The organism is Ekhidna lutea, from assembly GCF_900188325.1.
Taxonomy (GTDB): Bacteria; Bacteroidota; Bacteroidia; order Cytophagales; family Cyclobacteriaceae; genus Ekhidna; species Ekhidna lutea.
Genome location: NZ_FZPD01000004.1, coordinates 449,416 through 463,753 on the forward strand (window position 1 = coordinate 449,416; position 14,338 = coordinate 463,753).

General features: G+C 42.3%; 11 protein-coding genes. 4 read left to right on the top strand and 7 right to left on the bottom strand.

All coding sequences use genetic code 11. From position 1 onward, the window contains the following. Nucleotide 1 precedes the first annotated feature (1 nt). The 3 genes from CHB71_RS13165 to CHB71_RS13175 form a co-directional block, all read right to left on the bottom strand. On the bottom strand, nt 2-2,251 hold the full coding sequence (locus CHB71_RS13165; RefSeq protein ID WP_089357381.1) for a heavy metal translocating P-type ATPase: 2,250 nt from the start codon (nt 2,249-2,251) through the stop codon (nt 2-4). Nucleotides 2,252-2,262: 11 nt separating this feature from the next. Beyond that, complete coding sequence (locus CHB71_RS13170; RefSeq protein WP_089357382.1) at nt 2,263-2,910, bottom strand: helix-turn-helix domain-containing protein; 648 nt, start codon at nt 2,908-2,910, stop codon at nt 2,263-2,265. A 74-nt stretch (nt 2,911-2,984) separates the two neighbouring features. Then, nucleotides 2,985-3,515, bottom strand: coding sequence for a helix-turn-helix domain-containing protein (locus tag CHB71_RS13175; protein WP_245811277.1), 531 nt, complete (start codon nt 3,513-3,515; stop codon nt 2,985-2,987). A gap of 231 nt (nt 3,516-3,746) precedes the next feature. Here CHB71_RS13175 and CHB71_RS13180 point away from each other — a divergent pair, with 231 nt between their 5' ends. The 4 genes from CHB71_RS13180 (at nt 3,747) to CHB71_RS13195 (ending at nt 10,705) form a co-directional block, all read left to right on the top strand. After that, nucleotides 3,747-5,165, top strand: coding sequence for an MFS transporter (locus tag CHB71_RS13180; protein WP_089357383.1), 1,419 nt, complete (start codon nt 3,747-3,749; stop codon nt 5,163-5,165). 69 nt (nt 5,166-5,234) lie between these two features. Next, on the top strand, nt 5,235-6,293 hold the full coding sequence (locus tag CHB71_RS13185) for an efflux RND transporter periplasmic adaptor subunit (RefSeq protein WP_089357384.1): 1,059 nt from the start codon (nt 5,235-5,237) through the stop codon (nt 6,291-6,293). Nucleotides 6,294-6,300: 7 nt separating this feature from the next. Further along, nucleotides 6,301-9,381, top strand: coding sequence for an efflux RND transporter permease subunit (locus CHB71_RS13190; RefSeq protein WP_089357385.1), 3,081 nt, complete (start codon nt 6,301-6,303; stop codon nt 9,379-9,381). 10 nt (nt 9,382-9,391) lie between these two features. After that, nucleotides 9,392-10,705 (top strand): TolC family protein, encoded by a 1,314-nt coding sequence (locus tag CHB71_RS13195; RefSeq protein WP_179213418.1) that lies wholly within the window; start codon nt 9,392-9,394, stop codon nt 10,703-10,705. Between the two features lie 125 nt (nt 10,706-10,830). Here CHB71_RS13195 and CHB71_RS13200 read toward each other — a convergent pair whose 3' ends face one another. From CHB71_RS13200 to CHB71_RS13215, 4 genes are read right to left on the bottom strand one after another with little or no spacing between them, the layout of a single operon-like run. Next, a complete protein-coding gene (locus CHB71_RS13200) occupies nt 10,831-12,060 on the bottom strand; it encodes a hypothetical protein (protein WP_089357387.1) in 1,230 nt (409 codons plus the stop codon). Beyond that, the gene (locus tag CHB71_RS13205) at nt 12,057-12,524 is read right to left on the bottom strand and encodes a TlpA family protein disulfide reductase (protein ID WP_089357388.1); all 468 of its coding nucleotides are present in this window, start codon (nt 12,522-12,524) and stop codon (nt 12,057-12,059) included. Before CHB71_RS13205 ends, CHB71_RS13200 begins: the two co-directional genes overlap by 4 nt. Continuing rightward, the gene (locus CHB71_RS13210; RefSeq protein ID WP_089357389.1) at nt 12,521-13,102 is read right to left on the bottom strand and encodes a DUF2911 domain-containing protein; all 582 of its coding nucleotides are present in this window, start codon (nt 13,100-13,102) and stop codon (nt 12,521-12,523) included. Before CHB71_RS13210 ends, CHB71_RS13205 begins: the two co-directional genes overlap by 4 nt. Before the next feature lie 18 nt (nt 13,103-13,120). Continuing rightward, nucleotides 13,121-14,338, bottom strand: a complete 1,218-nt coding sequence (locus CHB71_RS13215; RefSeq protein WP_089357390.1) for a permease — start codon at nt 14,336-14,338, stop codon at nt 13,121-13,123.

Below are 14,338 nucleotides of genomic sequence, written 5' to 3' on the forward strand. Positions count from 1 at the left end.
TTTACAGTTTAGAAGCTTTCAATCGAAGACTATTGGCCACTACTGAAACCGAACTGAAAGCCATGGCTGCACCGGCAATCATTGGATCAAGCAAGAATCCATTGAATGGATAGAGCACTCCGGCTGCAATCGGGATACCGATCAGGTTGTAAATGAATGCCCAGAACAGGTTTTGACGAATGCCCATCACGGTTTTAGTGGAAAGATTCAATGCCTTCGGGATAGACATGAGATCTGATGTGATCAGGGTCATCTTTGCCACATCCATGGCAATGTCAGATCCTTTGCCCATAGCGATGCTGACATCTGCTTGTGCGAGGGCATGAGAATCATTGATTCCGTCACCAACCATGGCCACCACTTTTCCCTGAGCCTGTAGCTCTTTGACAAAGTCAGCCTTTTCGGATGGCATCACTTCTGCTTTAAAATGCTTTAATCCTACCTGCTCTGCCACTGCTCCGGCAGTTTGATGATTGTCGCCTGTAAGCATGTAAACATCAATATCCCGATCCTGCAGGGTTTGTATGGCCTTTTTGGAACTGGACTTCACCTGATCTGCTATGGCCAACACCGCAAGTACCTGGTGCTCATTGGCAAAATAGATGACTGTCTTAGCTTCCTGCTGTAACGAGCCGGCATTTTGATTGAGCGTTAGACTTATACTAATGTTGTTTTCAGAAATCAGTTTGCGATTTCCAACATAGTACATGACGTCCCCTGAAACTGCCTTGACACCCCTACCTGTGATGCTTTCAAAAGAGGATACCTCAGCAGCCTCTATGTGGTCTTCTTTCAATTTGTTGACCACTGCTTCTGCTAATGGGTGCTCAGAAACGGCCTCCATTCCCAGGAGAATCTCCGTAGACCTTTGCACATCTGAATCGTGGGTACCCCAAATCATATCTGTCACAACAGGCCGGCCTTCTGTGATGGTGCCGGTTTTGTCCAGGATCACTGCGTTCACTTTATGCGCAAGTTCCAGGCTTTCTGCATCTTTAATTAAGATGTTGTTTTCAGCACCTTTGCCCACTCCTACCATAATTGCAGTTGGAGTAGCTAGGCCTAATGCACACGGACAGGCGATGACCAGCACAGCGACGGAAGTAAGCAGGGCTTGTGTGAACGCATTGTCGCCACCAACCAACATCCATGTGATGAATGTAACAATGGAAATACCTACAACGATTGGCACAAAAATGCCTGCGATTTTGTCTACCAATTTTTGTACTGGTGCCTTACTACCCTGCGCCTCCTGTACCATTTTGATGATCTGAGAAAGGAGCGTTTCTCCACCTACCTTCTCTGCTCGAAACTGGAATGAACTTTTTTGATTGATCGTTCCGGCGAATACTTTGTCGCCAGTTGATTTGGAAACTGCAATGGGTTCACCGGTAATCATGCTTTCATCCACAAAAGACTCCCCTTTGATCACCTCGCCATCCACAGGAATTTTTTCACCCGGTCTGACAATAATGGTATAACCAACCTGAACAGACGAAATTGGAATCTCAACTTCTTCTCCATCAATAAGAGCTTTTAAAGTTTTTGGTTGAAGACCCATCAGCTTTTTGATAGCGGATGAGGTATTGGATTTAGCTTTTTCCTCAAGGAGTTTACCCAATGAAATAAATGTGATAATGACAACAGCCGCCTCATAATAGACATGAGGGTGAATGCCCTTGCTGTGCCAGAATTCAGGAAATAATGTATTGAATAAGCTATATATAAATGCAATTCCGGTACTTAGAGCCACAAGGGTGTCCATATTCGCTTTACCATGTTTTGCCTGCTTGAAGGCATTGATGTAAAAGTTGCGGCCAAACCAAAAAAGGATAGGGATGGTCAGTGTAAGGGATATCCATCGCCCTTCGTTCCACTCCATGAAGAACATCCCTATGATAAAGACCGGTAGCGTGAGCAGTGCCGACCAGATGGTTCGGTTTTTTACGTCCTTATAATGTTTCTGTTGTAGCTCTTCCTGCTTTGCAGATGGGTCTACTTCGTCTACGATCAGGTCGTAACCTATTGCCTGAACTGCCTGACGGAGCATCTCAGATGTCACTGATTTTTCGCGCTCTACCAATACGGAGTTTGTTGCAAAATTTACACTCGCCATGGTGACGCCTGGTGTATTGCTGATCATGGACTCCACACTGGAGGCGCATGCCGCACAGGTCATCCCTGTCACCGGGAAGCTTTCCTTGATAACCTCATTGGTTATATTGGCTGATTTTTCTATTACTGTTTCCATTTTATTTTGATTTACTCTGCAAAGTTCAGATCGACCTCCGGGTTATCTGTTACATAATTACCGATATGGATTGCATCATTTTGCATTGAATTTTGATTTAGAACCTGCGCCTTTGCAGCTTGTATCTCCCTGAAGTGGGAGGGATTCAGGCCTGTGACTTTCTTGAACTGAGTTGAAAGATGATGAACGCTGCTGAATCCTTTTTTGAAAGCAATTTTTGATAAGGATAGATCGGTATATACTAGCAATTCCTTTACAGCTTCCAAACGCTTCTCAATGTGATACTTCTCAATGGACTTACCTTCCATTTGCGAGAATAGTTCACTAAGGGAGTCATAGTGTATGATAAAATGTCTTGCAAGGCTTTCTGAAAGCGACAAATCCGAATCCTTGCCGCTACCTTCCTCAATCCATGTATGAATGAATGCCTTAATTTCTTCCAGGCGTTTTTCTTTTTTGTCTGAAATAAGCTCAAAGCCTAAGTCCGAAAGAATGGACCGAATTTTTACCTTATCGATTTCAGCAATCGGCTTGCAAAATGCGACTTTTCCCAATGAGATGTCCCGAATGAACATTCCGGCCTTATGCAGATTTTCCCTGATGGTATAAATGCAGCGACTGCAAACCATCCCTTTGATATTGACCTGTGTGCTTTCCATCGTACCAATTTTTATCAAAGTTGCGTACGAAAAGCACCGAAAGCGTTACATAATCACCAGGAAGGATTACAAGATTATATGATCTGGTCCAGTGACTTTCTTGACTGGGTATTTTGAATACTTTTCTTGAATTCAGTAGGTGACATTCCGATGACTTTTTTGAATTGATTGGACAGATGAGCCACACTACTAAAACCCATTTTGTAAGCTATTTCTTTCACCGATAATTCATCATAAAATAGAAACTCCTTCACTTTTTCCATCTTCTGACGTATGATGTATTGCTCTAATGTAATACCCGCCATAGACGAAAAAAGACCACTCAAATAGTTGTAATCATAATGGAGCTGATCTGCCAGAAAAGCAGACCATTGGATATGGGTATCGTAAGGATCTTTATGATGGATAGTGTCAATAATCAGGGTTTTGATCTTTTCCTGGAGCCTGACTTTCTTATCATCAATTCGCTCAAAACCATTTTTTTGCAGCAAGTCGTCTAAACGCTTTTGCTGTTCTGTAGTCAATTCGTCATTCAGCTTCACCTCCCCCAGTTCAACAGATAAAGGTTCAACTCCAATCTGATCAAAGGCTTGTTTGACCACCATAATACATCGGGGACAAACCATGTTTTTAATATGTAGCTGAGTGATTTCCAACGTCTTTCAAATTGACACAGTTAAGGTAAATAAATAGGATGAGGATTGCTATTTCAACAACTATCTCCTTTATAAAGTCAATAACAATTCAACTATCAAAATTGTGCAATCAATAGAGGCAATTGTGTAAAGTAGCTCATGAGTGGCTGTCGGAATTTTGTGAAAATAAATTTCACAATTATGTCAAATTCAATGTCATTAAACGCCGGCACGCTCTTCGAGAAAAGATGGGCAGCTTTGGCAGTCTTGTGTACTGCACAGTTTATGGTGATTATGGACACTTCCATTATTGGAGTAGCCCTTCCTGCCATTCAAAGTGCATTAAACTACACCCCATCCGCATTGCAGTGGATCTTCAATGCTTATGTGATTGTATTGGGGGGTATGTTGCTTTTGGGCGGAAAGCTTTCCGACCTGTATGGCTCAAAGAACATCTTTCTTTGGGGTTTTGCTATTCTAACGTTGGCTTCTTTACTCACAGGGTTGGCCTGGTCAGAAACATCTATGAATGTGGGAAGAGCATTGCAAGGACTGGGTTCAGCCCTCATTGCTCCAGCAGCGCTGAACCTGCTTATGAGCATCTTCACTGATCCAAAAGAGCTGGGAAAAGCTTTTGGTTTCTGGGGTGCTTCTGCTGCGGCCGGTGGTTCTGCCGGTGTTTTCCTTGGTGGTGTGCTTACCGAGTACATGTCATGGAGATGGGTGTTTTTCATCAACATCCCTATGGGAATAATTGTCATGCTATTCGGTGCTTCTCTATTGATGAATGGAAGTAAAGTTCGTGGCAAAATCGATTATCTAAGTGCCATTCTGGTAACTGCTGCTACCATGCTGATTGTATACACCCTTGTCATGGTGGAGCAAAATGGGTGGAGTTCTTTAACTACCATTAGCTTGTTTGCGATTGCATTGGTGTTGCTAATCGTTTTCATTGCGATCCAGAAGAATTCTAAATCTCCATTACTTCCATTGAGCATCTTCAAAGCTCCTAATTTGTCTGCTGCCAACCTGGTCATGGCGCTGATGGCAGGTGCATGGATTCCAATGTGGTTTTATCTGAACCTTTATTTACAGCAAACGCTTGGCTACTCCGCGTTTTGGTCAGGTGTGGCACTGTTGCCTATGACCATTGCGATCATGATCCTAATGGTTGGCGTGAGCGGTAAAATGATTGAGCGCTTTGGGGTGAAAAATAACCTTGTTGCCGGACTGATTGTACTAACTGCTTCACTCGTGTGGTTTTCGACAGTATCCGTAGATGGGAATTTCCTTGTGGACGTATTGGGTGCCTCATTACTTGGTGCTATTGGTATGTCACTGGCATACATCCCCGGAACTATGGCCGCCATGTCGGGTGCAAAACCAGAAGAAACCGGATTGGCTTCAGGCCTGGTGAACACCACATATCAGGTGGGGTCTGCTATTGGTTTAGCGATTGTTGTGGCTATTGCCATTGCCATCACCAACGGGTTGTCTATTGACGGAACGGTTTCAAAAGAAGCACTGACTGAAGGTTTTCAGGGTGCATTCCGAACAGCTGCCATTATTGGTGTGCTTGGGACTTTGGTGGCCGTAGTTGGTATTAAATCACCGAAATAATAAGAGAAAAATCTATACAAGGGTCCCTGTTTTAACAAGGGCCCTTCTTTAAAAAAAAACTTAAAGTTTATGAAAAATTCAAGAACTAAAATCTATTTGAACCTACTGTTTGCAGTGATAGTCATTGCGATTCAGAGTTGTTCAAGTGCTAGTGCAGAAGTAAGCAATAATATTGCTGAACCTTTTAAGCTACCTGTCGATGTGAAGGTGGTTTCTGCCACATCAATCGATCAAATTGAAGTTGTTTCGGGCTCTGCTATTTCCAACCGAGAAATAGCGGTGGTCAGTGAAGTATCTCGAAAAATAGTTAATGTGGGTTTCACTGATGGTAGCTATGTTACCAAAGGTCAACTTCTATACAAGCTTGATGATGCTGATCTCATGGCACGACTTAAGCAAGTTGATGCCGACCTTCAGTTGGCAACTATCAACAAAAACCGAATTTCCGCTTTATTGAAGAATGATGCGGTAAGTCAGGAAGAGTTTGACATTGCTAATGCCCGTTTGATCTCCTTACAGGCATCAAAAGATCTTCTACAGGTTGAAATACAAAAGACGCAAATCACAGCTCCATTTTCAGGAATTGCTGGTATTACAAGGGCTTTTACGGGCTCACTTGCCAATCCTGGAATGACCCTTGTGAAACTTCATGAAGTTAACCCGTTAAAAATTGAATTTTCGGTTCCGGAAAAATATTCGTCAGCGGTCAAAACAAGCATGAAGATTTCATTTTCTCTTCCGAATGTTGATGAGCAATTCGACGCGAAAATAACCGCAATTGAATCCGAGATCAATACCCAAACAAGAGCATTAACCGTCCACGCTACCACCGACAACAAGGACGGACAGCTGAAGCCTGGCATGTCAGCACGGGTTTATTATTCAACTTCTTCATCCAATAATCTTGGGATCAAGATACCAACGGAAGCTCTGATTCCAGGTGCTGGCGGGTATTCTGTTTTTGTTGTTAAAGGCGGTGTAGCTAAGTCTACCAGTGTCAAACTAAGCAACCGAAGTGAGTCAGAGGCATTGATCTCTGAAGGACTTGTTGATGGCGATACGGTGATGATTTCCAACCTCCTCAGAACAGGGGAAGGCACACCTGTACAAATAGTTACTTCTAAATAATACGATTATGAGTTTACCTTCATTAAGTATAAGAAAACCCGTTCTGGCCGGCGTATTTTCAGCCGTCATAGTCATTATGGGTTTTGTGGGGTGGAAGTATTTGGGAATCAGGGAATTTCCACTTACTGAACCTCCTGTGATTTCAGTGATCTCTTTTTATCCGGGTGCAAGCCCTGATGTAATTGCATCTAAAATTACCAAGCCACTGGAAGAATCCATTGCAGAAGCAAATGGAGTTCGAACCATATCCTCAGAGTCGAGGGAACAGGTAGGGATTATCTCCATTGAATTCAATCGAAATATTGATCTGGAGGATGCCCTTAATGATGTGCGTGATAAAGTCGCTAAGGCGAAAAATCAACTACCATCAGATCTGGATCCTCCTATTGTGGAAAAATCAAGTTCACCTGATAACCTGGTGGCGTTTCTTGAAGTGGAAAGTGAAACAAAGGACATCAAGGAAGTGAGTCATCTGGCTTCAACAACCATCAAGGAGCGGATTCAATCCATTCCTGGCATTCAGCGGGTTAGCATTGTCGGAGAACATAAATATGCAATGAGATTGCGTTTCGATCCAATCAAACTAACAGCGTATCAATTGACTCCAGAGGATATCAGAGTGGCTTTGATGAGAGAAAACATCGATTTACCTGCGGGTAGAATTGAAGGCCAGAGTAATGAATTAAGCGTTCGCACACTTGGCAGGCTAACAACAGCCGAGGAGTTTAATGAAATGATCATCAAACAAACACCTACCTCCTCTATCAAATTGAAGGACATTGGTTATGCGGAGCTGGGCGAGGTGAATGAGAGAAACGCCATCATTAATGGAACTGATAAGGCAGACCGGATAGGTGTGGGTGTAGCTATTCAAATTCAAAGAGGAGCCAATGCCATTGAAGTAGTGGACGAATTCTACAGACGACTGGATCAATTGAGAACAGAAGTTTCTTCAGAATACAAACTGATCGTAGGATTTGACTTTACAAAGCCCGTACGTGAGTCTGTAAAAGAAGTGGAGGAGACTTTGCTCATTGCATTTGGATTGGTAGTGATCATTATCTTCCTTTTCCTGAGAGATTGGAGGTCAACCATTATTCCAGTTCTCGCCATTCCTGTATCTATTCTTTCTGCATTCTTCATCATGTACATCGCTGGATTTTCAATCAATGTACTCACCCTTCTGGGCCTGGTATTGGCCATTGGTCTTGTAGTGGATGATGCAATTGTGGTTTTGGAGAATATCTATAAAAAAGTAGAGGAAGGCATGGATCCAATTCAGGCGGCATTCGCTGGGTCTAAGGAAATTTACTTCGCCGTAATTTCTACTACCATAACTCTGGCCGCAGTGTTCTTGCCCATCATTTTCATGGGTGGAATCAGTGGTCAACTCTTTAAGGAATTTGCTATCGTAGTATCCGGATCCGTATTGGTCTCCGCCTTTGTAGCTCTTTCATTATCTCCAATGTTGAGTGCTTATTTACTTAAGAAGCAAGATAAGCCAACCTGGTTGTATCGGGTGACTGAGCCATTCTTTGCAGGTCTAAATAATGGGTATGGAAAATTACTCAGTGCATTTATGCAATACAGATTTTTAGCCTGGATTTTTCTCCCTTTAACTGGCGCATTGATCTACTTTTTAGGTACCAAACTTCCTTCAGAATTAGCTCCTCTTGAGGATAGGTCCAATATGATGTTGATCGCAATTGCTCCTGAGGGAGTCTCCTATGACTTCATGAAGAAAAACATGGAAGAAGTAGGACATTATGTGAATGACAATACGGATGGACTGTATCAGACCTATTCGATGGTTGCTATTTCATTTATTCCGGCACCAGCACCGGTGAATGTGGCAGTACAAAGTATTTACTTGAAAGATCCAAAAGATCGCAAGATGTCAGCTCAGGAATTGTATTATCAGTATGGAGCGGCTTCTGGCCAATTCAGAAATATCTTGCTATTCCCATACATGCCACCAACCATCGGCACGAAATACGGTGGCGGTCAACCGGTACAGTATGTGCTTCAGGCTTCAAATCTTGACAGCATCTCGAGTGTACTTCCTGATTTTTTGGCGGCAGCAAGGCAGAGCAACAAACTCATGTTTGTGGATAGTGACCTTAAAATCAATAAACCAGAACTAATGATCAATATTGATCGGGATAAGGCTGCAATGCTGGGAGTTTCCATTCAGGAAGTAGCACGGGCTCTTCAGTTGGCATTTTCAGGTCAGCGATATGGCTATTTCCTAATGAATGACCGACAGTATGAAGTAATAGGTCAGGTGGAGCAAATCAACAGAAATGACATAAGCGATATCCGAGCCATCAACGTTCGGTCCAGCAATGGACAGATGATATCCATAGACAATTTGGTAACCATCGAGGAAGGAATCAGCCCGGCAGCCATTTATCGCTATGACCAGTATACTTCTGCGACTATCTCTGCAGGACTTGCTCAAGGGGTGAGTTTGGATGAAGGTATTCGTGAGATGGAGCGAATAAAAGCTGAAGTATTGGGAGAGAACTTTACGAGCTCATTGGCTGGGCAATCTCGCGACTATATGGAAAGCAAGGGGAGTTTGTCATTCACTTTGATATTGGCTCTGGTGATGATCTATATGATTCTTGCAGCTCAATTTGAGAGTTTACGAGATCCACTCATCATCATGCTTACCGTACCTATGGCGATTGCCGGAGCATTATTGAGTCTGGAATGGTTCGACCAAAGCCTTAATGTATTTAGTCAGATTGGAATAATTACCCTGATAGGATTGATTACGAAAAATGGCATTCTGATCGTTGAGTTTGCCAACCACCTGAAGAGCACAGGGCTCTCCAAATTCGAAGCAGCAAAAGTGGCAGCTGAGCAACGATTCAGACCTATTTTAATGACTTCATTGGCCATGATTTTTGGTGCCATTCCAATCGCACTGACCGCCAATAGCCGTCAGTCACTAGGAATTGTAATCGTTGGTGGTTTAATCTTCGCTGGTATCCTGACGCTATTTATTATCCCTGCCATTTATTCCTATTTGTCTTCATCAAAATTCACTACTGAAGTGGTGGATGAATCTGGGAACATTTAATGACACTATTATGAAAAACATACATAACATATTATCCGGACTTTTGTTGCTTGGACTGGGTTATTCCGGCCAGGCACAAAGGCTCGAGTTAAATTTGAATGAGGCCATTGAGTTAGCGAAAAAGAATAATAAGGAACTCATGGTTCAGAAGCTGGAAAATAGTCTGGCTGAGCAGGCCATAAAAGAAAGCAAGGGTCACTTGCTGCCAACTATTTCCGCAGGTGGTACTTATACCCATTTTATTGATCGGGCAGTCATATTTATGCCCGGATCATTTGTAGGTAGTGAATCTCCGGTGGTAGATGTAGCAGTGGGTGGCAGAAATGCCTGGAGTGCGGCTATCAATCTGAATCAACCGATCCTTTCGGAGGTCACAAGAAAGCAGATTAAATCAGTCAAACTGAATGCTTTGGTGACGAAAGAACAATCCAAAGATTTGGAGTCTATTCTTGTTTTGGATGTTGCCAAAGCCTACTATGAGGTTCTTTTGATTGAGGAGACCATTCTATTGCATCGTCAGAGTCTTGAGCGAAATATTTATGCGCTAAAAGATGCGAAGCAACTTTTTGAACAAGGAAAGGGATTAAAGATTGACACGGTTAGAAGTGCCATCGCAACGGATAATCTGACGACTGAGATCTCATTTTTGGAAAATCTCTATCAAATAGCTTTGATTAAGTTTAAACATAAAATTGGGCTTTCTGATACACAGGAACTAGTCCTTACTGATCGATTGATTTCAGTAAATCAGAAAGACTTTCAGATTAATGAAAAGGAAAAAAGATCGGATTTGCAACAGCAGCAGTGGATAGTTGAACTAAGTAAAAATGGGCTTGAAAAATCGCAAGCTCAGCGACTACCTGTGCTTTCACTAGTTGGGAGTTATCAACTCCAAGCTCAGTCCGATGATATGGATTTCGCTAAATATAATTGGCCAAAAACTACTTATGTAGGACTCCAGCTAAATGTCCCGGTATTCAACGGCGGCAGAACCAATTATCAGGCAGTACAGGCGAAACTGAAATTGCAACAAGCGAAGACGTCTTTGCAGGATCTGGAAGAAAAGGTGGATATCGAAATACGAAGCATGCAAGTTCGTCTTGAAGGAGCAAATGATCGTCTGGAAATGCACCACCGAACATTTTCTGCAGCTGAGCTTCATTACAACATGGTAAAGCAGAGATATCAAGAAGGCTTAAGTAGTCGATTGGAATTAACTGATGCCGATTTGCAATTGTCTCAAGCAAAGCTTAATGTCCTGGGTTCAGTGTACGAGGTGAGTGTTTCGCAACTGGAATTGCAGAAAGCGTTGGGCTTATTGTAAGTGAGTGAAATTAGTTGAGTAAGAGAATAGAGCCAGGATAATTATCCTGGCTCTTTTTTTCATTCAAACCTAATCGCTAAAGAATCAAATAGGCTAACAAGTTATCCCATCTACAAGGTAATGCTTCATAAGCTAAATTGAGAAAGAGAAACCGAATTACCCTCTTCCCCAACATTCGTCCAAGCAAAAAACAACTCGCCATCTATCACCTCCATCTGAGGAAATCCACTTCCCCTTGATGCACTGGTTTCAGAAACTACTACCGGTTTCTCCAATGAACCATCCCTTGATACTTTTCTGAATTTAATAAATGGGGTTTCTCCTTCCAGATCAAGCCAGCTTACATATGCTGATTGATTATCTATCATCACAATATCTACTCTACCTACCGAAACGGAATCGTCCACAATGATTGGCTCCTGAAAAGATTCTCCCGAATCATCCATGAAAGCAACCTTCACTTTTGCAATACCTTCAGCAGCAGTGAACCAGGCCGTAGCTGTTGTATTTTCATAAGCAGCTATTCGAGGGCCATTCACCGGACATCCTGCAATCTTCCAACCATCTGAATTTACCTTCTGAGGTTCAGACCAATCATTTCCAACAAATCTTACAAAGGACATATCGCGCATTTCTTCCTCTGATCGATCTCTGTACACGATGACAGGCCCATTTAGTGTCATTGCACCTCCGGTCTGACAGCAATCACAAACTTTGGAATCTAGTTCCGCCTCTTGTGTTAGATTACCAGTCATATCTAATGTAGCTGTTCTGATCGTCATGGCTCCACCACCTCCGTGGCTGTCATGTGAGTCGTGATCACCACCTCCGGTATTGCGACCGTCCAGCCATGATAGCAGGAAGGTGCCGTCATTTTTGGGTAGCATGGTCACAAACCCATGCTCAGTAGGTGTTCCGTCATTATGAGGAATCACCGGTTGTGACCATTCACCACCCACTGGCTTGTAGACTACATTGACGTCATAAGAGTAGGTTCCAGAAGAACTTTTAGCGGGAAAGTGGGCTATCATGTTGCCCTGATTGTCCACCGCCATCATCGGGTAATCTGCCCAATTGACGAACCAATCGTTACCGGAAGCAATTAATTCCGGTGCACTCCAACTATCTCCACTTAGTATCGAATACTTCAGATCGATCCAACCGGAATCCCTTTTCTCCACCCAGGACATATACAATCTGCTGTCCCCACCCTTGATCAAATAAGGCAAAGAAGCATTGTTTCCAGTCGGGGATTCTATTTGTTTTAGAGCCGTAATCTCCTTTTTTTCTTCCTTGCCCGGCTGGCAGGAAACAAGAGCTATTGAGATAATTGTTAGTATGGTTAATAATTTCATTTCTGATAGGTTTTAAGTTGTTCAATTTGTTCAGGACTGTCCCATTTCCTTGCGCCCACGAGTGTTTCCAATAGCTGTCCGTCTTTACCTATTACGAATGTAGTGGGCAAAGAATAGACACCTAAAGACTCAATGGAAGTTTGAATTTGAGCAAACGTGAGGTCAAAAGGTCGTCTTTCTGTGAATTGTTGAATCTTTTCAAGTGATTCATCCGATGCAAGAAGTAAAACAAAGTCATCAGATAATTCATTTTGCATCTTCACCAAATCAGGCATTTCCTTGATGCAAGGTTTACACCAGGTAGCCCAAAGATTGAGAATGACAATTTTATTTTCGAATTGCTCGGAATCCAACGTCTGACCTTGCAGATCAGTCAGTTTGATTTTGCTAAGAAAAGTCTCTTTTTTGGGTTGACAGGAAACTATCGAGCCAAGAACGAATAATGAAATGACTAGCCTTCTCATTGGTTCTCAATGTCAAATGAAACGCCCGTCTGATCCCATTTAATAGTGATTTGTCCATTCTTATCGCTGATTTCACTGACCTCAAAAGTCAGCGATTCCACGACCTCCTCAAGTTTTTGTACGGGAGCATTTACTCTAACTACATCATTGGTTTCGTCATACTCATCTGCCAAATGCATGTCCCAGTCTTTACTGATAATGATTGTCCATTCTTCTTCTCCAGGAATGGTGAACAATCCATACTTCCCTGCTGGAATTTCTACGCTGTTGATGATTACATCTTTATCAAAAGAAATGGTGGTAGCCTTGTGTGCTCCGGTAGCCCAAACTGTGCCATAACCGACCAATCCTCCAAAGATCATTCGACCTCTTTTGCTGGGTGATCCATAATCAATGTGGACATGGTTGTTCCCAATATTGGACATGGAAGCGGTTCGGGGACTCAGGGGTTTTTTCTTGGTGTCCGCTTTTTTAGCTTCATGCTGGTGTTCAGAATGGTCTTCGGTTTTTTCTTCTTTCTTTTCTGTATTACATGCCACAAGGGTCAGCATGAAAATTGTGATTATTAGATTTTTCATAGTGAATAAGATTATGCTTTAAACAAATAGTTTTATAATTATTCCGATGGCAAGCCAGACATAGCATGCAACAGCGATCCATTTCAATACTCGTTCCATCATGGGACTTTTTGGAGCCATCTCTTTATGATGATGAACATCCTTGCCCTTTACAAATCCATAATGGATCAAAATGCCTGAAATCATGAGGAAGGTAATATTTAGCCAGAATGTATAATCGACTTGAAAGTGTTCCTTCTCGGTGATGTTTACTGATGAAATATCCGGTAGCATACCGAAAACCTCTAACCCGTAGTGAAGAAAAAGTGAAGTGCCAATCAGTGAACTAAAAAGAAGGAATAAAATGAAGAATGACATTTTCCATCCATAGTACTTGGCGTTTATTCTAAGCACGGGAAACACTACCAAGTCACTAAAAATAAATGCTATTACCCCAGCAAAACTCACACCTTTCCCAAACAAAAGAGCAGCAAGAGGTATGTTACCCATCGATCCAATAAAGGTGACAAATGCAGCTATGGGGCCAATAATTACATGCTGAAACAGCGAAAGAAATGAATATGAATCCACCTCCTTTCCTGAGTTAATGAAGAGCGCTTCAAAAAATATATCCGGAACGAAGGCTGATATTATTCCTGCAATGGTAAAGCCAACCGTAACGTCTTTCCAGACCATTTTCCATTCCATTGCATATTGTTGACCCACTTTAGCCCAACTCTCAGTTGATTTGATTTTGTCAGAGAACGGAGTGGAATCTCTGTTATCGTCATCACTCGTCCCTAAGTTCTTACGTGCCTTTTCAATGAGACTACTTGGATTAATCAACTTAATTAATAGCCAGCTACACAAGATAAGTATGATACCACCTACATATTCCCCTACTACAAACTGCCAACCAAGAAAAATGGAAATGATAATTCCCAACTCAATGACGAGATTCGTAGAAGCTAATAGAAAGGCGATGGATGATACAAAACTGGCTCCTTTCTGAAAAAGTGATTTGGTTGTAGCAAGTGCAGAGAAACTGCACGAGCTACTTATGAATCCAAAAAAACTTCCCAGAAAAACACTTTTGGCACTTCCGTCACCCATTGTTTTTTGCATTCTACTTTGAGTGACAAAAATTTGGATCATACCACTAACAGCATAGCCCAAAATGAATGCCCAAAGAGCCATCCAGAAAAAACCAACTGAAGTATATGCAGCTTCCCCCCACTGTGAAAGAAAATCGCTCAT

What these genes read in the sequence shown, in the direction of transcription:
- CHB71_RS13165 (WP_089357381.1), bottom strand. Translation starts at nt 2,251, where the DNA reads ATGGAAACAGTAATAGAAAAATCAGCCAATATAACCAATGAGGTTATC.
- CHB71_RS13170 (WP_089357382.1), bottom strand. Translation starts at nt 2,910, where the DNA reads ATGGAAAGCACACAGGTCAATATCAAAGGGATGGTTTGCAGTCGCTGC.
- CHB71_RS13175 (WP_245811277.1), bottom strand. Translation starts at nt 3,515, where the DNA reads ATGGTGGTCAAACAAGCCTTTGATCAGATTGGAGTTGAACCTTTATCT.
- CHB71_RS13180 (WP_089357383.1), top strand. Translation starts at nt 3,747, where the DNA reads ATGTCAAATTCAATGTCATTAAACGCCGGCACGCTCTTCGAGAAAAGA.
- CHB71_RS13185 (WP_089357384.1), top strand. Translation starts at nt 5,235, where the DNA reads ATGAAAAATTCAAGAACTAAAATCTATTTGAACCTACTGTTTGCAGTG.
- CHB71_RS13190 (WP_089357385.1), top strand. Translation starts at nt 6,301, where the DNA reads ATGAGTTTACCTTCATTAAGTATAAGAAAACCCGTTCTGGCCGGCGTA.
- CHB71_RS13195 (WP_179213418.1), top strand. Translation starts at nt 9,392, where the DNA reads ATGAAAAACATACATAACATATTATCCGGACTTTTGTTGCTTGGACTG.
- CHB71_RS13200 (WP_089357387.1), bottom strand. Translation starts at nt 12,060, where the DNA reads ATGAAATTATTAACCATACTAACAATTATCTCAATAGCTCTTGTTTCC.
- CHB71_RS13205 (WP_089357388.1), bottom strand. Translation starts at nt 12,524, where the DNA reads ATGAGAAGGCTAGTCATTTCATTATTCGTTCTTGGCTCGATAGTTTCC.
- CHB71_RS13210 (WP_089357389.1), bottom strand. Translation starts at nt 13,102, where the DNA reads ATGAAAAATCTAATAATCACAATTTTCATGCTGACCCTTGTGGCATGT.
- CHB71_RS13215 (WP_089357390.1), bottom strand. Translation starts at nt 14,338, where the DNA reads ATGAGCGATTTTCTTTCACAGTGGGGGGAAGCTGCATATACTTCAGTT.